The organism is Mycolicibacterium alvei, assembly GCF_010727325.1.
Lineage (GTDB): Bacteria > Actinomycetota > Actinomycetes > Mycobacteriales > Mycobacteriaceae > Mycobacterium > Mycobacterium alvei.
Window position 1 is genome coordinate 1668727 of sequence record NZ_AP022565.1, and the last position, 21501, is coordinate 1690227.

At 64.0% G+C, this 21501-nt stretch carries 19 protein-coding genes; 6 read left to right on the forward strand and 13 right to left on the reverse strand.

The features are described from left to right. Positions 1-13 precede the first annotated feature (13 nt). The 4 genes from G6N44_RS08010 to G6N44_RS08025 are packed head-to-tail and all read right to left on the reverse strand — an operon-like array spanning position 14 to position 7482. Entirely contained in the window at positions 14-2083 is a 2070-nt protein-coding gene (locus tag G6N44_RS08010; RefSeq protein ID WP_264032834.1) for an FAD-dependent oxidoreductase, read from the reverse strand. Next, positions 2080-5286 carry an ATP-binding protein gene (locus tag G6N44_RS08015; protein WP_163662755.1) on the reverse strand — a complete coding sequence of 1069 codons (3207 nt, stop codon included), beginning with the start codon at positions 5284-5286 and terminating at the stop codon, positions 2080-2082. The genes G6N44_RS08010 and G6N44_RS08015 overlap by 4 nt, the downstream gene beginning before the upstream one ends. Then, positions 5283-6005 (reverse strand): hypothetical protein, encoded by a 723-nt coding sequence (locus tag G6N44_RS08020; protein WP_163662757.1) that lies wholly within the window; start codon positions 6003-6005, stop codon positions 5283-5285. Before G6N44_RS08020 ends, G6N44_RS08015 begins: the two co-directional genes overlap by 4 nt. Further along, positions 5998-7482 (reverse strand): hypothetical protein, encoded by a 1485-nt coding sequence (locus G6N44_RS08025; protein ID WP_163662759.1) that lies wholly within the window; start codon positions 7480-7482, stop codon positions 5998-6000. Before G6N44_RS08025 ends, G6N44_RS08020 begins: the two co-directional genes overlap by 8 nt. 111 nt (positions 7483-7593) lie before the next feature. Between G6N44_RS08025 and G6N44_RS08030 the strand changes: the two genes are divergently transcribed. Then, entirely contained in the window at positions 7594-8280 is a 687-nt protein-coding gene (locus G6N44_RS08030; protein WP_163662761.1) for a hypothetical protein, read from the forward strand. Beyond that, positions 8277-9329, forward strand: coding sequence for a polyprenyl synthetase family protein (locus G6N44_RS08035; protein WP_163662763.1), 1053 nt, complete (start codon positions 8277-8279; stop codon positions 9327-9329). The genes G6N44_RS08030 and G6N44_RS08035 overlap by 4 nt, the downstream gene beginning before the upstream one ends. Positions 9330-9347: 18 nt before the next feature. On the opposite strand, the gene nrdF is transcribed toward G6N44_RS08035, so the two are convergent. The 3 genes from nrdF to G6N44_RS08050 form a co-directional block, all read right to left on the reverse strand. Next, positions 9348-10310, reverse strand: a complete 963-nt coding sequence (nrdF, locus tag G6N44_RS08040; RefSeq protein ID WP_163669722.1) for a class 1b ribonucleoside-diphosphate reductase subunit beta — start codon at positions 10308-10310, stop codon at positions 9348-9350. Positions 10311-10385: 75 nt separating this feature from the next. Next, complete coding sequence (locus tag G6N44_RS08045) at positions 10386-11927, reverse strand: flavin-containing monooxygenase (protein WP_163662766.1); 1542 nt, start codon at positions 11925-11927, stop codon at positions 10386-10388. A gap of 80 nt (positions 11928-12007) precedes the next feature. After that, positions 12008-12748: a TetR/AcrR family transcriptional regulator gene (locus G6N44_RS08050; protein ID WP_163662769.1), complete on the reverse strand. Its 741-nt coding sequence runs from the start codon at positions 12746-12748 to the stop codon at positions 12008-12010. Positions 12749-12899: 151 nt separating this feature from the next. Here G6N44_RS08050 and G6N44_RS08055 point away from each other — a divergent pair, with 151 nt between their 5' ends. Beyond that, the gene (locus G6N44_RS08055) at positions 12900-14078 is read left to right on the forward strand and encodes an NAD(P)/FAD-dependent oxidoreductase (RefSeq protein ID WP_163662772.1); all 1179 of its coding nucleotides are present in this window, start codon (positions 12900-12902) and stop codon (positions 14076-14078) included. Between the two features lie 86 nt (positions 14079-14164). On the opposite strand, the gene G6N44_RS08060 is transcribed toward G6N44_RS08055, so the two are convergent. Continuing rightward, the gene (locus G6N44_RS08060; protein WP_163662775.1) at positions 14165-14518 is read right to left on the reverse strand and encodes a cupin domain-containing protein; all 354 of its coding nucleotides are present in this window, start codon (positions 14516-14518) and stop codon (positions 14165-14167) included. 42 nt (positions 14519-14560) lie between these two features. Further along, entirely contained in the window at positions 14561-15274 is a 714-nt protein-coding gene (locus G6N44_RS08065; protein ID WP_163662778.1) for a LysR family substrate-binding domain-containing protein, read from the reverse strand. A gap of 28 nt (positions 15275-15302) precedes the next feature. On the opposite strand from G6N44_RS08065, the gene G6N44_RS08070 reads away from it, so the two are divergent. Then, on the forward strand, positions 15303-15689 hold the full coding sequence (locus G6N44_RS08070; RefSeq protein ID WP_163662780.1) for a DUF5997 family protein: 387 nt from the start codon (positions 15303-15305) through the stop codon (positions 15687-15689). Between the two features lie 78 nt (positions 15690-15767). Here G6N44_RS08070 and nrdE read toward each other — a convergent pair whose 3' ends face one another. The 4 genes from nrdE to G6N44_RS08090 all read right to left on the reverse strand — a co-directional run bounded on the left by nrdE (position 15768) and on the right by G6N44_RS08090 (position 19696). Then, on the reverse strand, positions 15768-17849 hold the full coding sequence (gene nrdE, locus G6N44_RS08075; protein ID WP_235683059.1) for a class 1b ribonucleoside-diphosphate reductase subunit alpha: 2082 nt from the start codon (positions 17847-17849) through the stop codon (positions 15768-15770). A gap of 53 nt (positions 17850-17902) precedes the next feature. Then, the gene (gene nrdI, locus G6N44_RS08080) at positions 17903-18355 is read right to left on the reverse strand and encodes a class Ib ribonucleoside-diphosphate reductase assembly flavoprotein NrdI (protein ID WP_163662786.1); all 453 of its coding nucleotides are present in this window, start codon (positions 18353-18355) and stop codon (positions 17903-17905) included. Positions 18356-18409: 54 nt separating this feature from the next. Further along, positions 18410-18649 carry a redoxin NrdH gene (locus G6N44_RS08085; RefSeq protein WP_163662789.1) on the reverse strand — a complete coding sequence of 80 codons (240 nt, stop codon included), beginning with the start codon at positions 18647-18649 and terminating at the stop codon, positions 18410-18412. 504 nt (positions 18650-19153) lie between these two features. Continuing rightward, positions 19154-19696, reverse strand: a complete 543-nt coding sequence (locus G6N44_RS08090; RefSeq protein ID WP_163662792.1) for an NAD(P)H-dependent oxidoreductase — start codon at positions 19694-19696, stop codon at positions 19154-19156. A gap of 89 nt (positions 19697-19785) precedes the next feature. Here G6N44_RS08090 and G6N44_RS08095 point away from each other — a divergent pair, with 89 nt between their 5' ends. Both G6N44_RS08095 and G6N44_RS08100 read left to right on the forward strand, forming a co-directional pair. Continuing rightward, positions 19786-20403, forward strand: coding sequence for a TetR/AcrR family transcriptional regulator (locus G6N44_RS08095; protein ID WP_163662795.1), 618 nt, complete (start codon positions 19786-19788; stop codon positions 20401-20403). Positions 20404-20407: 4 nt separating this feature from the next. Next, positions 20408-21499, forward strand: coding sequence for a DNA polymerase IV (locus G6N44_RS08100; protein WP_163662798.1), 1092 nt, complete (start codon positions 20408-20410; stop codon positions 21497-21499). Positions 21500-21501 lie beyond the last annotated feature (2 nt).

A 21501-nucleotide genomic window follows, 5' to 3' on the forward strand; every position in this document is an offset into this window, starting at 1 on the left:
TCCTGCACCAGAGTCATGACAGGTAGAACCCGCGTATGCGGTGATAGCGCCCGTGACCGAGCAACGCATTGGCTGCCTCGAGACCAGACATCACCGCAGCCTCGATACAACCGGCGTTGAGGCCGCAGTCCGTCCAATCGCCGGCCAGGATCAGGTTGTCGTAGCCGCTCTCGTCGGGCCGCAACCGGTACTTGTCACTACCGGGCACCGATTGCACGTAGCGGTCGGACGGGTCGATGTTCACGCTGACGTGCTGGGTGGCCATCGCCGCGGCGCCTCGCTGGCCGTTGTTGCCGCACAACAGTTCCCAATTGAAGCCCTGCTCGGATACGGCGTTCGGGAAGTAGAGCCCGAGATATCGGTCCACGTAATCAGCGGCGTCCCGGAGTACGCGGTTGCGATATCGGCGGACGTAGCCGGAGTGGTCCATGTCCACGGGCCATGGCGCGTCGAGGCTGCCGCAGAAGTAGGCAACGGAGCCAGGATGATCGGAGCCGGGCCAGTTCTCGGTCCACAGCGTCTGCGGCATCGACGCCCACGTCTCGAATGGTCGAGCATATGCGGTGATCGTCGCACCAGGATTCGACCAACCCAGCGTGTGTTCGTCCGGGCGAAGCCACAACTGGAAGGCCTGTGTTGCCACGGTCTTCACCTTCGCGACCATCTCTTGCCAATCCGGACGGTCCTCGATGAGTTCTGCCGCGACAACGGGAATCATGCCCAGTGACACCGCCAGTACGACGTGATCGAAGTCTTTGCCCCGCTGCAGAACCGTGGTCTCGATGTCGTCACGGACGGCGTAATGCGACTCGAGGTCTTCCAGTCCTGGTCGCTCCTGGATCTGGTCACCGCGCGGTGCGCTGGGAAATACGGCGAGCCCACCGACATCGACCAAGGGATCGTAGTGGTCGACCCCGTCCGCAAGGAGCACCTGACGACCCAGTGTGATCGCATCCACCGTCACGCCCCGGTCATCGACATGCAGTGAATCCACCCGGTGGAAGAACTCGAACTGCACACCCCGTTTCCGCAGTGCCTGGTAGAGCGGGGCCATGACGACTTCGCCCATTCCGGCCGTCATCTTCCAGAAGATCGCCCCCTTGTATTCGAACAGGACGAATCCGATCAGGAAGACCATCACGCCGGCAGCCACCGCGGGCCGCTGCGGATCACCGCGCTCGTAGCCGAACACCAGGTCGTAAAGTCCACGTACGAAGGCTGAATCGAGTACATCGGGGTGGCCGCCGTGGCGCAGCACCCAGTCACCGAACTCCTCATCGTTGATGGCCCTGAACCCGTTCGGATGCGTGATGAGATTGTCGGCGATCACACCGCGGACCGCTGCGACGACAAGCGAGATCAGCAGCCAGCTACGCCGGTGGTCGGGGCGATCCTCATAGTCGATCACCATGCGGACCGCATCCACCGCGCGTTCAAGGAGCTTGCCCGGTGGGCCCCTGCGTACCTGCGGCTCTGCGATCGCCAGCAGGGCGGCAAGGATCCCCCGCTGCACGGCGCTGACCGCAGGAGGCGCCGATGATGCCGGCTGTTCCGCCGAGGCAGTCAGCTCCAGATCTGCCGGAGTCGCACCGCGCAGCGAGTCGGTGAACGCGATGACCAACTGCACGGCCCGCTGCACGAATTCCACCACCGTGATCTCTTGACCGGTGCCCCCGGGTTCGCCCGGCAGGAACTCGTTGCGAGGGTGCGTGCCCAGCCAGGTCAGCCAATCGGTACCCCACTGCTCGGCCAAGCCGGGATTGTCCGCGGGAACAATAGCCTCGTTCCAGGTCCGGATCGGGCACAAGGGATCCGTTGTGGCTCTGTCCAGTTCGGCGTAGCACTCACGCAGCACGGTGAACGCGTTCTCGTACGATCCGAGCCAGACATGCAGTCCGTGTTCCTCGATCCGGTCGTTCTCGCCGCGGCTCGACGCCCCCTTGCCACCCAACCGCCAGCCCCGCTGATAGACGGTGATGGAATCGAACCGATCGTGCCAGCCCGGCTCGCTCAGCCGCCAGGCCGCGCTCAGACCGGCCATGCCGCCGCCAAGGATGGCGACCTTCCCGCCGGGGCGCCTCACCCGAGCATTGTCCTGGCGTGGACCACATCGGGCCAGGCGCAGTCGGCGGGGAACCGGTGCAGCGCTGCGGCGAGCGTCTCCCTTGCCGGCTCACCGAGCAAGCTGAAATAGTCAGTGGCAGCCCGTAGTTCGAAGACGCGCGCATCCTGGCCGCGGCCCAGCTCCATGGCCTCTACCAATGCGGCGTGACGAGACTCCGGGTCCTCAGTGGTGAGCGCACGGAGCCTCGTCAGCTCGGCGTCGTAAAAGTGCATTCCCGTCTGGCGGGCCAGCTCCAGACCAGTCTGCAGTCTGGCCTGCGCCTCCTCGAATTGTCCTGCCGCGATCAGCAATCGGGCCAGCAGTGCATCGTAGAACGTGATGAGGGCAATCACCCCCACCGCACGCCAGGTGTCGACGAAACCGGTCAGCAACGCGATGTGGGGGGCGAGCGCGGCAGCATCCGCGGAGGGGTCGGACAGTGCGATCAGTGCATTCACGGTCGCGTGTTGCGCTGCTCCGGCAAGCTCCCACGAGTCGAAGCCGTGTTGCTCGCCGATTGCGCCGAGTTCGACTGCCGCGTGGGCAGCCCGATCGAGGTCGCCGGCCTCGATACGTATCAATACCTCGGCCTGGCGGGTATACGCCAAGCTGAATGCACCCTTGGGGAAAGGCATTTCGGCACAGCGACGTCCGGCATTCCGCAGCTGGGCATCGACACCCGCCAGGTCGCCGTCCAGGCAGCGGCTCAACGCGAGGTGGGTGTACAAACCAGCGGTCGGATCGTTGGGCATGAACAGCATTGCGTCGAGGGCCCGTGCGCCTTCCTCGGTCAGCGTCAGTGCTGCAGTGTCCATCTTGACCCGCGCATAGCCGAACTCACCGCGAAACCAGGCCAGCATCCCGAAGGCGAAATCGTTGACCGGCAGGAACATCTCTCGCGGTCCGGTGAGGCTGCCCCTGATGGATTCGACCAGTCGCAGTGCACGTTGGAGATCTGCCCGCATGGTGTAGTACGGATAGAGCGACATCACCGTCGACAGCAGTTCGTCGTCCTGAAGGTCGCTGCTGCACAGGTGAAGACAGCGCTCGAAGTCGGCTGCGGCATTGGGGCTGAACACCCCCTCAGCTGCCTGGGCAAGGAAGGCGCGCCCCAAGCGCAGATGGACCTCGAGGCGATCGCGGTCTGGTCCGGCCGGCGAATTCTCGACGTGCGTCACGGCATGGCTCAGGTAGGTCAAGGCCTCCCCGAGTGCACCGCGCTGACGGGCATTGGCAGACGCCTGCGCATAGCTTGCCGCCGCCTCGGCATAACGCTCGGCCTGCTCATAGTGGCGCGCGATCAGTGGCCAGTCCGGATTGCCGACCTCTGCTGCGGATGCCAACGTGTCGGCGGTGCGACTGTGAAGCTCGCGCCGTAGGCTCGGTGGCGACAGTTCCGCCGCCACCTCACGTAACAGTTCGTGGTGAAATCGCCAGCTTTGGTTGTCGAGCGGCTCAAGTACGCGGCTCTGCACCAGTTCTCCGACGACGTGCTCCACTTCCTGCTCGTCGAGATCCACCACCGCGGACAGCAGGGTGCGCTCCACGCGACTACCAATAATCGCCGCAGCCTCAACCACCCTGATCGCATTGCTGCTCGACCGGAGTCGCGCATACAGCGCCTCGTAGAGGGTGTCCGGCACTCCGCCGTCGGTAGCGGACAGGTCCGACGGTTGGGCTCTGAGCTTGGCCACCACCTCTTCGATGTACAGCGGCACTCCGTCGCACCGCCCCCGCACGACGTTCCGTTGATCGCGCGTCGCATCGGGGTGAAGGGCGACGATAAGTTCGTCGGTTTCGCTGTCGCTCAGCGGCTTCAGGTCGACTACGTCGGTGTGCGGGCTTGCCGGCACCATCTGCTCCCGGCTGGTCATGACCACCAGCACATGTCCGTCGAGCTCGGCGTCGAGGAGAGACCGGACAACCTCAACGGTGTCCTCATCGAACCAGTGCATGTCCTCGACAAGCACGAGCGCGGGGGTCTCGTGCACGCACGCCAGCAGGTAATCGCCAACGGCGGCACAGATCTGGCCGTAGAGCTTGCGGCCTTCGGCAGAAACAGATTGATATCCGACCTGCGGGTCGATCCCGAGCAGAGGCGCCAACAGCGGTAGCACGGTGGTCGGGTCGAGTGAACGCTGCTCGATCTCGGCCTGCAGAAGCTGCAGGCGTTCTGCCGGGTCCGACGTCCGGTCGATGCCGCAACGACGCTCGAGCAGGCGGCGGATCGGCCGCAACCCGACATCGGTGTGGAACGGCGATCCGAGCAACTGCAGGATGATTCCGTGCGACTGCGTGGCCAGGTCGACGGCTGACCATGCCAACCGGCTCTTGCCGATGCCGGCCTCGCCGTGAATCGCCACACCCGGAGTCCGCAGTGTCCCGGCGGCAGCTTCGGTCCAGCATCGTTTGAGATGCGCGTACTCGCGTTCTCGTCCGACCAACGGGCCCGGGTCCGCGCGGGTCATATCGCGTTCGACGATCACCCGGTAATGGCGGACAGGATCTTCGACGCCTTTGACGTGCCTCGGCAGCCGCGCGTGCAGTTCGAATGACCCGCGGACGAGCGGTTCCACGGACTCCGATATCGCCACGGAACCGGGGTCGGCGAGACTGCACATCCGGGCGGCGAGGTTCGCCGCGAATCCGTAGACATCGTCCTGTGCGGTATCGAGGTACACGATTCCTCGATGTATCCCGACTCTGACGTTGATCTCGACGCCGAAGCGACGCCGGACGCGGGTGCTCAGCTCGGCGATGACTCGCGTGATGTCGAGGGCTGCCTGCACCGCCCGGTGGACGTCGTCCTCGTGGGCGTGGGGGTGGCCGAAGGAGGCCAGTAGTCCGTCACCCTTGGTCGAACCGACGTGACCCTCGTATCGCTCGACGATTCGCAGTACGTCGTCTCGGTAACGCCCGACGACGGTTCGATAGGTCTCCGGATCGATCCTCGTGGACAAGGCGGTGGAGTCGACCAGATCTGCGTAAAGGATTGTCAACCGGCGGATCTCACCGTATTCGGCCGGCGCTGCCAGGAGGTCCTCGGCGTCGGTGTTGTTGCGGTCGACGGCCAGTACCTGACCCGCGAGCAGACTGGCCGTCGCCCGGTCTCCCTCCGCGGCGGCACGCAACGCTCGATCAAGCAGTTCATCGACACCGGTCGGCCCGTCAGGATGGCTCACAGCGCGAACGAGACCTCTACCGTGGCGTCGAGCGTATTGGTGTCGAGCGTGTGGGCGGTGACCTGTCCGATGTAGACACCGCTGCACAGGCCCGCCGAGTTCGCGATCATTCTGAATGAATCCGTGTTTGCGGGCAGAACGCCGTTGGACAGGTCGAAACTGACGTATTTCCGGATGTCCTCGCTGGGTACGTCTTTGCGTGCCATGGCGGCGACCGCCAGCGTTCGGTCGTATGCCTTGGGTGCGATCGCGATGTCGTCTGAGTACAGCACCGGGTCGCCGTAGGCGCCTGGGCCCGCAGCGATCGTCTGCGCGATCTCAGCGCTGCGAAGCATGCCGATCCGCACCACTTTTACCGCAGACTTGACCAGTTCGTCCCGGTCGACGTTCGTCGGATCCTTGTCGATCAGATTCGCTGCCTCAGCGGCGATCTGGGTCGTTTCCAGAAGGCCGCGCCGGATCACTGTGCTGATGTGATCGGCCAGTAGCAGCACCCGGGCATCCGGCGGCGACTGAAGTGGGATCCGCGCGATGTCTGCAGCACCCTTGATCGCGATGCGCGTCATATCGAAGAAGGACTTGATCGCGTCTTCGGTTCCGAAGGTAGAGGGTTGGGCGTTGATCTTCGCGTAGGCGTCGTTCGCAACCTTGGCCGCATCGTCAATGGTGTCGTTGACCTCTTTGGCGTACTTGGCGGCAATCACTTTGGGGTCATCCATTGCCGAGTTTCTCCTTCGGAGGCTTGACGTTTCGCTCAGCGGTGTCATACACATCGAGCGCCCACGCCCGGAGATCGCTGCCGATGTCCCGGGTGATGTCTTCCACGTCGCTCCTGATCAGCCCGTCCATCCACAAGCTGACGGCACTTCCGATGTTGCCGGTCACTTTCGCGACCAGACTCTTGGCGAGATTCCTGGTGTCATCGACGGTGTCGGCAAAGTTGATCGGCAGAGTCGCCGGGACCTTCGGCGGAATCATGGGCGGGCCCTTGTCCACTGCACCGGCCATGGCGGCCTTGTTCGGCCAGCCTTTCAGTGTTCTGCCGGGAGGCAGCGGCAACGTGCCGTCCATCGCTTTGCTCGCAGCCCCGGCAAGCATTTCCTTACCGTTGTCGGCCCAGCCGAGAAGGCAGCCGAGCGCCGCGGTCGCCGTCGGGCTGAGTCCGTTGACCCGTTCTTCCTTACTGGTTCGGATCCGCACCCCTTTCCCGCCCGGTCCTTCGTGGGTCGGGGTCACCCACAGGTAGCCGTTGTCGATCTCGACGATGCCTGCGGACAACTCCTCGCCAGTGCGGTTGGTGTCCAACTTGTAGTTGATGATGATGCCCTTGCCGTTTCCCTCGTCGTCTTCTCGTTCATCGAACGAGAAGACGAGAGCGGTCCGCAGCTTGTACTCATCGGGTTCGGCGGAGATCGACTCGATGATGCGTAACCATCCGTCAGCTGTAAGTCGTCCTGGGGTCTGCTCGGTCATCCCGTTGAAAAAAGTGGGGCAACAGAGGTCCCAGTTGAGCGGGTGGATGACCTTCTTGATGTCATCCACCGTCAAACTGGGGTCTTTGGAATCGGTGTAGAGCGTGCTGCAGTACTCCCCGCCGGAATCTTCCAGCGTGCCGAAGCATGGTTTCGAACGTTCGGCAAACTCTGGACTGATCACCTCGCTTCCGACACGCATGAATGATTCTCGATCGACGATCTCGTCAAACCGCATCGTGAATGCTTCGGCTTTGTCTTCCGCCGTGAGGATTCGCCCTTCTTTTTCCACCGGCCAGGGGTCGAGGATTCCGGGCAGGATTTGTAGCAGCTCGTTGTCCCGCGGGATTGGTTGCGTTGAGAAAGAATTCTTGACTCGGCGAATCTTTTCGATGACAAGAACTGCATACGCGGCCCGCGCCAACGCGGGATGCCGGTCATCATCGAGGGGTTCGAAAGAGAACGCGGATCGGGCCTCCATCGGTCGAATTCCACCCAGCGCCACGATCGCCTCTTCGTAGCTCGGGAAACGAAAGGGCTCGCCGCTGCGGGGTCCCCGGACTCGGGAGCTACCGAGAAAGCTCTCCAACTCGAGAAACCAGCCGCGCTGGCCAAGCCCCGTACTGTTCGGCAGGAAATTCTCAATCGTCGTCAGCACGGCATCATTCATCGGGCCAGGATCTTTATCCGCGTCTATGGCTTCCTGGTCGATCTGACCGAACAAGGCCAGTGAATACCCACGTATATTCGGCATGATCAGCCGCCTTCCGCAATGCGCGGCCTTAGCATACCTTCGTGCAGTTCAATTACTTGAGCAAATTGACGGGTGCCGCAGGTGACTGAGCGAATGCTGGGGGACGACAGCACGGTCAATGACCTCCCGTGGGCAGCGGTGTTCGATCCCGCCGCCAACATCCGTGCGCTCGGTGCGGTGCAGTCACAGGGCTTGCGCGCCGCCACCGAACTCGTCGACCGGTTTGTGACGATGGCCGGCGACAGCTCGAATGGTCGTGAGCACGACGGTGATCGAGCAAAGTCGGCGAATCGCCCCGACGATGCTCATTTGACCGTGGCAGATACCGACCGGGTGGTGGCGACGTGGGAGTCGTTGATGCGGCGACTGGCCGCCACGATGACGGCCGCGGGCCCGGTGCCCCATGGCGCCGGCGCCTGGGATCTGAACGGCTCGGGTTCGACTGCCGCTGTCCATATCGAAGCCCGGGGCACGGGTCCGGCATGCGCGGAGGTCTGGCTGCACAACGGCGGACCGACCGGTCACGGTGATATCAGTCTGCGGTGCAGCGATCTGTTGTCCCACAACGGCGATGTGATCACCGCGGACGCCATCCAGTTCGACCCCGACCCGGTGTCAATGCCCGCGCGGAGCAGTCGCGGCATCCTCGCGACCGTGCAGCTTTGCGACGGCTTCAGGCCCGGAATCTATCGCGGCACCCTCCTCATCGAGGGCCGCCCGAACCTGTGGCTTCCACTGGTGCTCTCCTGGCAGCCCCTCGACCGATGACCGAACTCGCCGACCGTGCAGCCCTCGTCACCAATGTCGAAAACCGGCTGCGCGACGTGGGGCGCGCGGTACGTCGCACAATGCTCGACGCGATGCCCGATGGTGAACCGGTGCAATGGTTGTACGGGCCGATGCGCGAGTATCCGTCTCGTCCGGGAAAGGCGCTTCGTCCCGCCCTGTGCCTGTCGGCGGGGCGGGCGTTCGGGGCCAGGTCGGAGGAACTCCTCGGAATTGCAGTCGCAATTGAGCTGCTGCACAATGCTTTTCTCGTACACGACGACGTGGCCGACGGAAGCGAGATGCGCCGCGGCAGACCGACGCTCTCGGCGGCCTATGGGCTGGCGGCGGCGCTGAACGCGGGCGACGGCCTGGCCATCGTCGCCGGACAGGTGCTGCGCAGGGCCACCCGGCGCCTCGACCGGGATCTCGCGGACCTGGTGTGGAGCGAGTTCGACACGATGGCGATGCGCACCCTCGAGGGTCAGGCGACCGAAGTCGGATGGCAGCTCGACAATGTCGAAGGTCTGGGCCCGGAGGACTACCTGCATCTGATCATGCATAAAACATGTTGGTACACAACGATTCACCCTCTGCGAGTGGGTGCAATCATCGGTTCTGGGGGCACCCTCGACCTCGGCCCGCTGGTGCGTTTCGGATTTCATTTCGGTGCGGCATTTCAGATTCGAGACGATCTGCTGAATCTCGTCGGGGATGAACACACCTACGGAAAAGAGATCCTCGGCGACATCTACGAAGGCAAGCGGACCCTTCCGCTGATGCACCTCTTGAGCGTCGCGGACGACGCGGACAAGGCACTCGTTCACCGCTACCTGCGACTGACACGGCCCGAACGGACGCCCGAGATGGTGCAGACGGTACGCAGGATGATGGACGACTACGGCAGCATCAATTTCACCATTGAGTACGCCGAGGGCATCCTGCTGGTCGCCGAGGAACATTTCGAGCAGGCGTTCGCCGTCGCACAGCCAGGTCCCGATCTGGATTTCCTGCGGTCACTGGTCCCCTACGTGTGGGCCCGGTGGCGATGACCGTCTGGCCGGCGAAGACTAGAAGTCCCAGTCCTCGTCTTCGGTGACAACAGCCTTGCCGATCACGTACGAGGAACCGGATCCCGAGAAGAAGTCATGGTTCTCGTCGGCATTCGGTGAGAGCGCGGACAGGATCGCCGGGTTCACGTCGGTCTCGTCTTTGGGGAACAGCGCCTCGTAGCCGAGGTTCATCAGCGCCTTGTTGGCGTTGTAGCGCAGGAACTTCTTGACGTCCTCGGTCAGCCCGACCTCGTCGTAGAGATCCTGGGTGTATTCGACCTCGTTGTCGTAGAGCTCGAAGAGCAGCTCGTAGGTGTAATCCTTGAGCTCGGCGCGCTTGGCCTCGTCGACCAGAGCCAGCCCGCGCTGGTACTTGTAGCCGATGTAGTAGCCGTGCACGGCCTCGTCGCGAATGATCAGCCGGATCATATCGGCGGTGTTGGTCAGCTTGGCCCGGCTGCTCCAGTACATCGGCAGGTAGAAGCCCGAGTAGAACAGGAAGCTCTCCAGCAGTGTGGAGGCCACCTTGCGCTTGAGCGGTTCGTCACCCTTGTAGTACTGCATGACGATCTCGGCCTTGCGCTGCAGGTTGGGGTTTTCCTCCGACCAGCGGAACGCGTCGTCGATCTCGGCCGTCGAGCACAGCGTGGAGAAGATATTGCTGTAGCTGCGCGCGTGCACCGACTCCATGAAGGCGATGTTGGTGTAGACGGCTTCCTCGTGCGGGGTGAGCGCATCCGGGATCAGGCTGACCGCACCGACCGTGCCCTGGATGGTGTCCAGCAGCGTCAGCCCGGTGAACACCCGCATGGTGAGCTGCTTCTCGTGCGCGGTGAGCGTGCCCCACGACGGGATGTCGTTGGACACCGGCACCTTCTCCGGCAACCAGAAATTACCGGTGAGCCGATCCCAGACCTCGGCATCCTTCTCATCCTGGAGACGGTTCCAGTTGATCGCTGAGACACGGTCGATCAGCTTCATGCCTTCGCTCACCAGAACCCCATTTCCCCAGGTTGTCTTGTTTGCCGGACAGTCACCACGACACTACCCCTGGGGTTAAGCACCCGCGGGGACCCCAGCATCTTGTGCCTTCGTGTCGCGGTCGGCACGGATGAAATCGAACTCTTCCGCGTCCAGCTTGCGCATTGCCAGCCAGTACTGCCAGGTCATGCCGCTCCACAGGGTGCGGTTGACGCCGTGAGCGTCCATGTACCAGCTCCGGCAACCTCCGGTGCTGAATACGGTGTCGGCCAGATTGTGCTGCAGCTCGGCATTGAACTCCGCCTGGGCTCGCGGGCTGGGCGACAGTGCAGCGGCCCCGGCCTTGTCGACGGCGGCGATCGCCTGACCGACATAACGGATCTGCGACTCGATCATGAACACCACCGAGTTGTGCCCCAGCGCAGTGTTCGGCCCGAGCAGGAAGAACAGGTTCGGCATGCCCGCGACCGCCACCCCGCGGTGCGCAGACATCCCCTCCCGGTTCCACCGGGCCACCAGGTCCTCGCCGCCGGCGCCCTTGATGTCGACGTAGGTGTAGGAGTCGGTGACGTGGAAACCGGTGGCCCATACGACCACGTCGGCCGGATGCTCGACCCCGTCGGCAGTGACGATGCCGGTCGGCGTCATCCGGGCGATGGACTCGGTGATCACCTGGGTCTTGGGGTTGGCGATACCGCGATAGTAGGTGTCGGAGTTGAGGATTCGCTTGCACCCGGCGCGATAGTTCGGGGTGAGTTTGCGGCGCAGCTCGGGATCCTTGATGCTGCGATTGATGTTGTAGCGGCCCAACGCATCGCCGATCTTGAGCAGCCACGGCTGCTGGGTCATGGCGAAACCGACACCCTCGTGAATCCAGTAAATGGCGGCCCGCATCGCTGCGCGAGTGCCGGGCACATAGCTGAACATGCGCCGAATCGATTGCGGGAACTTGGTGTTCACCCGCGGCATCACCCAGGCCGGGGTCCGCTGGTAGAGGTGAAGCTCGGCGACGTCGTCGACGATGGCAGGCACGATCTGGATGGCGCTGGCCCCGGTGCCGATCACCGCGACCCGCTTGCCGGTGATATCGACGCTGTGGTCCCACTGAGCGGAATGGAATGCCACACCGGCAAATTCGTCGCGTCCCTCGATGTCAGGGATCGAAGGGATGTGCAGGCCGCCGGCGCCCGAGATCAGGAACTGGGCGATGAACTCCTGACCGGTGTCGCTGAACACGTGCCAGCGCAGTTCCTGTTCGTCCCAATGCGCGCGGTCCACGTGGGTGTTGAACCGGGTGTAGCGGCGCAGCCCGTACTTGGTCGCCACGCCGAGCAGGTAATCCTGGATCTCGGGCTGGAAGGACCACATGTGGCTCCAGTCCGATTTCGGCTCGAAGGAGAACGAGTACATGTGCGACGGGATGTCGCACGCGCAACCCGGATAGGTGTTGTCGCGCCACGTTCCACCGAACTCGTCGGCCTTCTCCAGGATGAGGAAATCAACGCCGCGGCGTTGCAGCTCGATCGCCATTCCCATCCCCGAGAACCCGCTGCCGATGATCAGGGCGCGGGTGTGGATGGGTTGCTGACCCTGCGGTGAGGGTTGGGCAGCCGTCATAGCTCAAGTCCTTTTCTGGGAACGGCGGTACCGGATATTTCCCAGTCTCCGGACGTGGGGGGCGGCTGTCAACGAGGCGGTCAGCTGGCGTGCTGGCGACGCTGGACACCTTCGTGCAGCGGCAGGTCCGGGTCGATCCAGACCCCGAGCAGTTCACAGGTGCCGTTGATGGAACCGACCATGATGGTGGTCAGATGGTTGACGAACTCCTCGGCCGGCATCCGGCGCGGGCTGTCCTCATCGGTGCCCAGCCACCAGTCCGTGGCCGACGCGCAGGCACCGAAGGTGGCGAATGCCGCCAATTCGATCGCGGCCCCGTCCAGTTCCATCTCGCGTAGTTCGTTGGAGAACATGTCGGCCATCGCCAAAGTGATGCCGCGACCCTCGTTGAGGGCGCGCATCGTCGATTCGCTCTGCTCGGCGAACCGGCCCTGGATCAGGAACCGCAACACGTTCGGGTGTTCGTCCACGAGCCGGACGTACTGCTCGACGCTGCGCCGGATGACCTCCCGGGCCGGGTCGGCACCGAGATTGATCGCCGGGAAGATCGCCGACCACAGCATGTCGCGCAGCCGCTCGCCGATGGCCTGGAACAGATCCGACTTGTCGGCGAAATGACGGTAGATCTTGGGCTTGGCGGTACCGGCCTCTTCGGCGATCTCGCGCAGGCTCACCTCGGGTCCCAGACGGTCGATCGCCCGGAACGAGGCGTCGACGATTTCCGAGCGCACCTTCTTGCGGTGCTCACGCCAACGCTCGCTACGGGCATCAACCTTGACGCCCGGGCCATCGCTGGAATGTGATCTCGACGTTCGCCGCACGCGATCACTGTACTCGCCCTGATGGCGCTGACCTGCTCAGACCGTCACGCAACACGCGGTTGTGCCGTTTGACCCGGGCGTTCGCCCACCAGCCTGGTGACATGCCGCTTCGGTACGATCGCAGTGACGTCCAACGGATGAGGCGAGGCTCATGACGCAGCGATACGACCTGGTCATAGCCGGTGGCGGCCCTTCGGGGTCGGCCGCGGCGTGGCAGGCCGCGCAGACCGGCGCCAAGGTGCTGGTCCTCGATAAAGCGGAGTTCCCGCGCGACAAGCCATGTGGTGACGGTCTCACCGCTCGCGCGGTGAGTTACCTCCAGAAGATGGGCCTGTCCGACGAGGTTTCCAAGTTCCATCGGGTCAACAGGGTGACCGTGTTCAGCCCCAGCGCGTGGGAGCTGTTCTTCCCGCGTCGCCCCGGCATGCCCGACCATGGCCATACCGTGAGCCGCACCGAACTCGACACGTTGCTGCTCAAGCATGCCGAGTCAGCAGGGGCCGAGGTACGTCAGGGCGCCGAGGTTTCCGGACCCGAATTCGACACCAGGGGCCGCGTGATCGGCGTCGTGCTCAAGGGCGGTGAAAAGGTCTACGGCGACGCGGTGATCGCGGCCGACGGTGCCTACTCCCCCATCAAGCGGGCCCTGAAGATCAACTCCGAGTACAACGGCTACTCGGCCATCGCGATCCGGTCCGAGATGCACGCCAACCGTCCCGATTCCGACGCTTTCGAGATCTACCTGAAGCTGTTGTTCCAGGGCGATCAGCTGCCCGGCTACGGCTGGGTCTTCCCGATGGGCGGCGGCCGGTTCAACATCGGCCTGGGCTACGTGAACAGCTACAAGAACTGGCAGTCGATCAACGCCACCCAGTTCCTCGGCGATTTCCTGCGGACCCTGCCCGCCGAATGGGAGCTGCCGCCGATCGAGGAGCTCAAGAAGAACAAGAGCGTGCGGGCGTGGCGATTGCCGATGGGCTTCACGGCATGGCCGCCGTGGCGTCCGGGGGTGCTGTTCGTCGGGGACTCGCTGGGCGCCGGCAAGCCGGTGTCGGGGGCCGGCATCTCCAAGGCGCTCGAATCCGGTTTGACCGCAGGCGAATGTGCGATTGCCGCGCTCACCAACGGTGGACCCGACGACTTCACCAACTATGAGCAGCGGATGTATGCGACCTGGGGCCGGGAATACCGACGCGGCCGGTTCTTCAACAGGCTGGCCGGGATTCCCGCGGTCGCCGGCGCGGGTCTGAAGGCGTTGGACAACCACACCTTCCGCGACCTGCTGCTCAAGTCGTTGTACAAGAAGGCGCAGAGCCCGCAGCACACGTAGACCGCGACTGTGCCGAATGGCCAGTTGTTGCACGCTTTCTCGACTTTCGTGTGTCGTAACCGGCCATTCAGCATTTGCGCGGAGGGTCAGCCCTCGGGATAGAACAGAAACAGCACGCAACCCTCCGTGGATTGCGGTACGTGCCACGACCCGGCGGGGGCATGCAGGAATGTGCCTGCGGTGTAGTCGTTGACACCGTCGTTGAAGACACCTGAGACCACATAGACCTCTTCGGGACCCGGGTCGTGGAAGTCCTCACCGACCCAGACCGCGCCCGGCGCGATGGTTGTGATCGCCGCCTTGGCACCGTTTGCACCCTTCCAGAGCGGCTGGACGGTGATTCCGGGAAAAACTTCGATCGGTACGACGTCGGCCGCCGCTTTCCATACATATCCAGGTGCGTTGGGACCGAACAATGCAACATCACCGGTAGTTGTCATATGTGCACGAACCTTGCGCGCCGACTCACAATTCCCCGGGCGTCAGCGTCGGCCGCGCGTGGCCTTGCCAGGCTTGCGGGCGACCTTGCCCGCAGCCGCGCGGGCCGCCTGCTTCGCGAGAGTCTTCTCCCGCGCGGTGCGTTTCGGCGCCGGTTCGGCCTGTCCCCGCGACGAACCGGCTTTGCGGCCCCGCACGATGCCGACGAACTCCTCGACCAGTTCCGACTGCGGCCCTTCCGGGAACGCGAGTGCCACGGGGCAGGTGGGCGCGTCGGTGATCGGGCGGTACGTGAGGTCCTTGCGGTGATGCAACCGCGCCAAGGATTGGGGAACGACGAGCGCGCCGAGGCCGGCAGCGACGAGTTCTATTGCGTCCTGGGTCGTCTCGGGCCGGTGATCGACGAGGGCGCCGGGAGCGTCCGCCCAGGCGACGACATCGTCGAGTGGGACCAGCGTCGGCTCGCCGTCGAGATCCGCAGCGGTGATCTCGTCGACGGCGGTGAGAAGGTGCTCGGTCGGCACCACGGCCACCGTCGTCTCCTCGTAGAGCGGGATGACCGCCAGCCCGGACGTGTCGGCCGGCAACCGGAGCAACGCGACGTCGACGGTGCCGTCCCGCACGGCGTCGGCCGCATCCGCCGCGGCGACGGCGTGCAACCGCAGTGGCACCCCGGGGTGGCGCTCCGCCCAGATCCGAGCCCATTTCGCGGGCGTCCCACCCGGGACGTACCCGAGGGTGAGGGAGCTTGGGGTCACCGCCTCAGGCTACCGATACGCTGGTGCCATGAGCAGGCCGAACGCGCAGTCCATGAAACCCGCCACGGCGGCGAAGAAGCTGGACGTGTATTTGCCGGCCACGCCTGCCGAGTTCCAGGAGAACGCGATCACCCGCGCCGAACTGGCCGCACTGCAGGCGGACCCGCCGCAATGGCTCAAGGATCTCCGCAAGGACGGGCCGCACCCGAAGAACCTCGTGGCCGCCAAGCTGGGCATCTCGATCGCCGGTCTGGCTCGCGGCGCCGTCGGGGATGCACTCACCACCGAACAGATCGATGGGTTGCTTGCGGAGAAGCCGGAGTGGCTGGTCGCCGAACGCGAGAGCTACCAGAAGGTGCTGCGCGAGGAACGACGCCTGAAGTCGCTGCGCGCGGAGCAGGCGCGGGAGAGCTGAACGCCGAGCGGCCAGTTATCACACGTCTTTTCGAGAACGACGTGCCATAACTGGCCACTCGGCGGGCTCAGAACATGCCTACAACATGCAGCTGACGCAACCCTCCACCTCAGTGCCTTCCAAAGCCATCTGACGCAACCGGATGTAGTACAGCGTCTTGATTCCCTTGCGCCAGGCGTAAATCTGCGCCTTGTTGACCTCGCGGGTATCGGCGGTGTCCTTGAAGAACAGCGTCAGGCTCAGCCCCTGGTCCACATGCTGGGTGGCCGCGGCGTAGGTGTCGATGATCTTCTCGTAGCCGATCTCATACGCGTCCTGGTAGTAGTCCAGGTTGTCGTTGGTCAGATACGGCGCCGGGTAATAGACCCGACCGATCTTGCCTTCCTTGCGGATCTCGATCTTGCTCGCCACCGGGTGGATCGACGACGTCGAGTGGTTGATATAGGAGATCGACCCGGTCGGCGGGACGGCCTGCAGGTTCTGGTTGTAGATGCCGTGCTTGCGCACCGACTCCTTCAACTGCTTCCAGTCGTCCTGCGTCGGGATGTGGATGTCCGCATCGGCGAAGATCTGCCGGACCTTGTCGGTGGCCGGTTCCCACACCTGCTCGGTGTACTTGTCGAAGAATTCACCCGATGCGTACTTCGAGTCCTCGAATCCGCCGAAGCTCGTACCGCGTTCGATCGCAATGAGATTCGAGGCCCGCAGGGCGTGGAACAGCACGGTGTAGAAGTAGATGTTGGTGAAGTCGATGCCCTCTTCGGACCCGTAGTGAATCCGCTCGCGGGCCAGATACCCGTGCAGGTTCATCTGCCCCAGGCCGATCGCGTGGGAGCTGTTGTTGCCCTGCTCGATGGACGGCACCGACCAGATGTGGGTCTGATCGCTCACGGCGGTGAGCGCCCGGATCGACGTCTCGATGGTCTGCGCGAAATCCGGCGAGTCCATCGCCTTGGCGATGTTCAGCGACCCGAGGTTGCACGAGATGTCCTTGCCCACTTTGGCGTAGGACAGGTCCTCGTTGAACAGCGAGGGCGTGGAGACCTGCAAGATCTCCGAGCACAGGTTGGAGTGGGTGATCTTGCCTGCAATCGGGTTGGCCCGGTTCACGGTGTCCTCGTACATGATGTACGGGTAGCCCGACTCGAACTGCAGCTCGGCCAGCGTCTGGAAGAACTCGCGCGCCTTGATCTTGGTCTTGCGGATCCGACCGTCGTTGACCATCTCGTGGTACTTCTCGGTCACCGAGATATCGGCGAACGGGACGCCGTAGACCTTCTCGACGTCGTAGGGCGAGAAGAGGTACATGTCCTCGTTCTTCTTGGCCAGCTCGAAGGTGATGTCCGGGATCACCACGCCCAGCGAGAGCGTCTTGATCCGGATCTTCTCGTCCGCGTTCTCGCGCTTGGTGTCGAGGAACCGGTAGATGTCGGGGTGGTGCGCGTGCAGGTAGACCGCGCCGGCACCCTGGCGTGCGCCGAGCTGGTTGGCGTAGGAGAACGAGTCCTCCAGCAGCTTCATGATCGGGATGACGCCCGAGCTCTGGTTCTCGATGTTCTTGATCGGCGCGCCGTGCTCACGAATATTGGTCAGCAGCAGGGCAACTCCGCCACCGCGCTTGGACAGCTGCAGGGCCGAGTTGATCGAGCGCCCGATGGACTCCATGTTGTCCTCGATGCGCAGCAGGAAGCAGGACACCGGCTCGCCGCGCTGCTTCTTGCCCGAGTTGAGGAACGTCGGCGTGGCCGGCTGGAAGCGGCCGTCGATGATCTCGTCGACGAGCTTCTCGGCCAGCACGGTGTCGCCGGCGGCCAGGGTCAGCGCCACCATCACGACACGGTCCTCGAAACGCTCCAGGTAGCGCTTCCCGTCGAAAGTCTTGAGCGTGTAGGAGGTGTAGTACTTGAACGCGCCCAGGAAGGTCGGGAACCGGAACTTCTTGGCGAAGGCCCGATCCAGGAGCTGCTTGACGAAGTTGCGGCTGTACTGGTCGAGCACCTCGCGCTCGTAGTACTCCTTCTCGATCAGGTAATCGAGCTTCTCGTCCTGGCTGTGGAAGAACACGGTGTTCTGGTTGACGTGCTGCAGGAAGTACTCACGCGCGGCGAGCACATCCTTGTCGAACTGAATCTTGCCGTCGGCGTCGTACAGATTCAGCATCGCGTTGAGCGCGTGGTAATCCGTTTCGCCCGGAAGTGCGTGGGCGGCGGTGGTTACAGGCTCTGCAGCTGTGACGGTTGGTGGCACGTCTGGTCCTTCCAAAAGTCTTTCAACCCCGCGCGGACGGCGTCGACGTCGTCCGGGGTTCCCATGAGTTCGAATCGATAGAGGTATGGCACAGCGCACTTGCGGGAGATCACGTTGCCCGCATAGGCGAATTCCGTACCGAAGTTGTTGTTGCCCGCGGCGATGACGCCGCGGATCAACGACCGGTTGTGCTCATTGTTCAGAAAAGCGATGACCTGCTTGGGGACGTAGCCACCGTTGTTGATGTCGGGGGTGGCACGGCCGCCGCCGTAGGTGGGAAGGATCAGAACGTAGGGTTCGTCCACCTCGATACGGCCGTGCAGCGGGATCCGGGTGACGCGGTCTTCGGACCATTCCAACTTCTGGACGAAGCGGTGGGTGTTCTCCGAGACACTGGAGAAGTAGACCAGATGGCTCATCGTGTCCGACTCCTCTCCCCCGTGGTGGTGATGCTTTTCGTTTACGCCGTTGCCTTACGCCGTTGCCGCGACCGTGCTGAGTGCCTTGATCCGGTCGGGGCGGAAACCCGACCAGTGCTCATTGCCCGCCACCACGACCGGGGCCTGCAGGTAACCGAGCGCCATGACGTAGTCACGGGCCTCGCTGTCGAGGGTGATGTCCACCTTCTCGAACTCGATGCCCTGCTTTTCCAACGCCTTGTAGGTGGCGTTGCACTGCACGCATGCGGGCTTGGTGTACACGGTGACGGTCATCTTCGGTACGGCTCCTCTTGCGGAAAGTGAAAAAACTAGACAGGTGACTGGCAACTAATCGGGGTCTTACGTTTCGCTTAAGTTCAGCGACCTTCGGGCCGCCAAAATTCCTGCCGGTCGAAGCCGCTCTCCGGCTGGCCGTGAAACCGACTCGGCCGGGTTCGCTACGCTCCGACCGGCTCCCGAACTGTGGTGGCCTGTCGGTCTGACAGACACTACACCTAGTGGCCGACAGTTCGAAGTCATACAACATGTTCTGAATAACATTTCTGGAATTCCCAGGTCGTAAGCTTGCCAGCAACCGCGCTCACGGCGTGTCGCGCTCGACTTGACAGACCGTGTCGCGCCGCACCCCTAGATGTACCACCAGCCACCGACAAGTCTGGCCGCCGCACAGCGCAAGACCCCCCAATAGCAAAGCCGCCGGCCAGGTCGGAACGACCCAGCCGGCGGCAGGAATTTTGCCGCAAAGCGGCCCTGACGGCAAAACGCCTAGACGACTTCTCAGCCGACCTCGGCCGAGAGCTTGCCCACGATGTCGCGCAGCGCCTCGGCCACCTCGACGTTCTCCCTCGGGTGCGTGCCACCGAGCGACTTGGACGGCACCGAGAGCTTGAGATCCTCGACCACGCGCGGCCCGGCGATACCGAAGGACTTGCGCGTCTCGTCGTGCGCCCACACCCCGCCGTACTGCCCGAGGGCAGCGCCCACCACCGCGAGCGGCTTGTCCTTGAGCGCGCCGTCGCCGAACGGCCGCGACAGCCAGTCGATGGCGTTCTTCAACACGCCGGGGATGCTGCCGTTGTATTCGGGGGTGACGACGAGTGCGGCATCGGCGTCGGCGGCCACCGCCCGCAGAGCGGCCACGGGCTCGGCCACGTCGGCGGTGTCGATGTCCTCGTTATAGAACGGCAGTTCCCCCAACCGGTCGAACAGGCGCAGTTCCACCCCGTCGGGCGCCTGCTCCACCGCCAGCTCGGCGATCTGTCGATTGATCGACGCCGCCCGCAAGCTCCCTACCAACACCAGCACCTTGATATCGGCCATATTCACTCCCCTTGCTCGATTCCACGCGATTCTCGCAACAGTCAACCGGACTGAGGTCCGATTAATTCCGTCTGAGTTAAAGTGCAGTGGTGGCAGCCTCCGACCGCCCGACCCAGCTCGTGGGCACCGATCCGGCGCCACAAGAACGCGGCCCGGGGCGTGTGGATGCCGCCCGGAACCGCGCCCTGATCCTCGACGCTGCACGTCGGCTCATCGCCGAACGCGGCCCCGACGCGGTCAGCACCGACGACATCGCGGTTGCGGCCGGCGTCGGAAAGGGCACGGTGTTCCGCAGGTTCGGCAGCCGTGCGGGGCTGATGATGGTACTGCTCGACGAGGACGAGACCGCCGAACAGGATGCCTTCATGTTCGGCCCGCCACCGCTGGGTCCCGGGGCACCGCCGTTGGACCGCCTACTGGCCTACGGCGCGGATCGTCTCCGGTTCGTACACTGCCACCAGGCTCTACTGTCCGATGCCGTCCGCGATCCCGCGCTGCGGTACACCGGCCCGTTCACCCTGCACCGCACCCACGTTCGGATGTTGCTCGAAACAGCGGGCACCACAGGAGATCTCGACGCGCAGGCCGATGCGCTGATCGCGCTGCTGGACCCTGACTACCTGGCCCACCAACTGTCCCTCGGCCGCAGTCTCGACGACCTGACCGGCGCGTGGCAGGACACCGCCCGCAAGTTGTGCGGCCGCTAGCGTCATGACCGCCTGGGTGCTGCATGTCGACCTGGACCAGTTTTTGGCCTCGGTCGAGTTGCGGCGCCACCCCGAACTGCAGGGCCTGCCGGTCATCGTCGGCGGCAACGGTGATCCCACCGAACCGCGCAAGGTGGTCACCTGCGCGTCGTACGAGGCGCGCGAGTTCGGGGTGCACGCCGGGATGCCATTGCGCACCGCGGCACGCAAATGCCCCGACGCCACGTTCCTGCCGTCGGACCCGGACGCTTACGACGAGGCGTCCGAACAGGTGATGGGACTGTTGCGCGATCTCGGCCATCCGCTGGAGGTCTGGGGATGGGACGAGGCCTACCTGGGCGCTGACGTCGAAGACCCGGTCGAGCTGGCCGAGCGCATCCGCACGGTGGTCGCCGCCGAGACCGGGCTCTCCTGCTCGGTGGGTATCAGCGACAACAAGCAGCGCGCCAAGGTCGCGACCGGGCTGGCCAAACCACCGCGCACGCGAGGAGCAGATCAGGCCCCGGGCGTCTACCTGCTCACCGAGTCCAACTGGATGCAGGTGATGGGTGACCGTCCGACCGACGCACTGTGGGGCGTCGGACCCAAGACCACCAAAAAGCTTGCCACGCTGGGTATCACCACTGTTGCCGATCTTGCCGCGACCGATGCCACGGCGCTCACCTCGGCCTTCGGGCCGACGACCGGGCTGTGGATCCTGTTGCTGGCCAAGGGCGGCGGCGACAGCGAAGTCAGTTCTGAGCCCTGGATTCCGCGGTCACGCAGTCATGTCGTCACCTTCGCCCGGGATCTCACCGACCGCAGCGAGATGGACGATGCCATCCGCGAACTGACCGGACGGACCCTCGACGAGGTGGTCGCACAGGGGCGCGTCGTCACTCGGGTGGCGGTCACGGTGCGCACCGCCACGTTCTACACCCGCACCAAGATCCGCAAGCTGAGCTCGCCGAGCACCGACGCGGGTGTCATCACCGAGACCGCGCTGGCGGTGTTCGATCAGTTCGAGCTGGACCGACCCATCCGGCTGCTGGGTGTTCGGCTCGAACTATCGATGGACGAGATTCCCGCTGCCCCAATTGTCACCGCCGACCAATAACC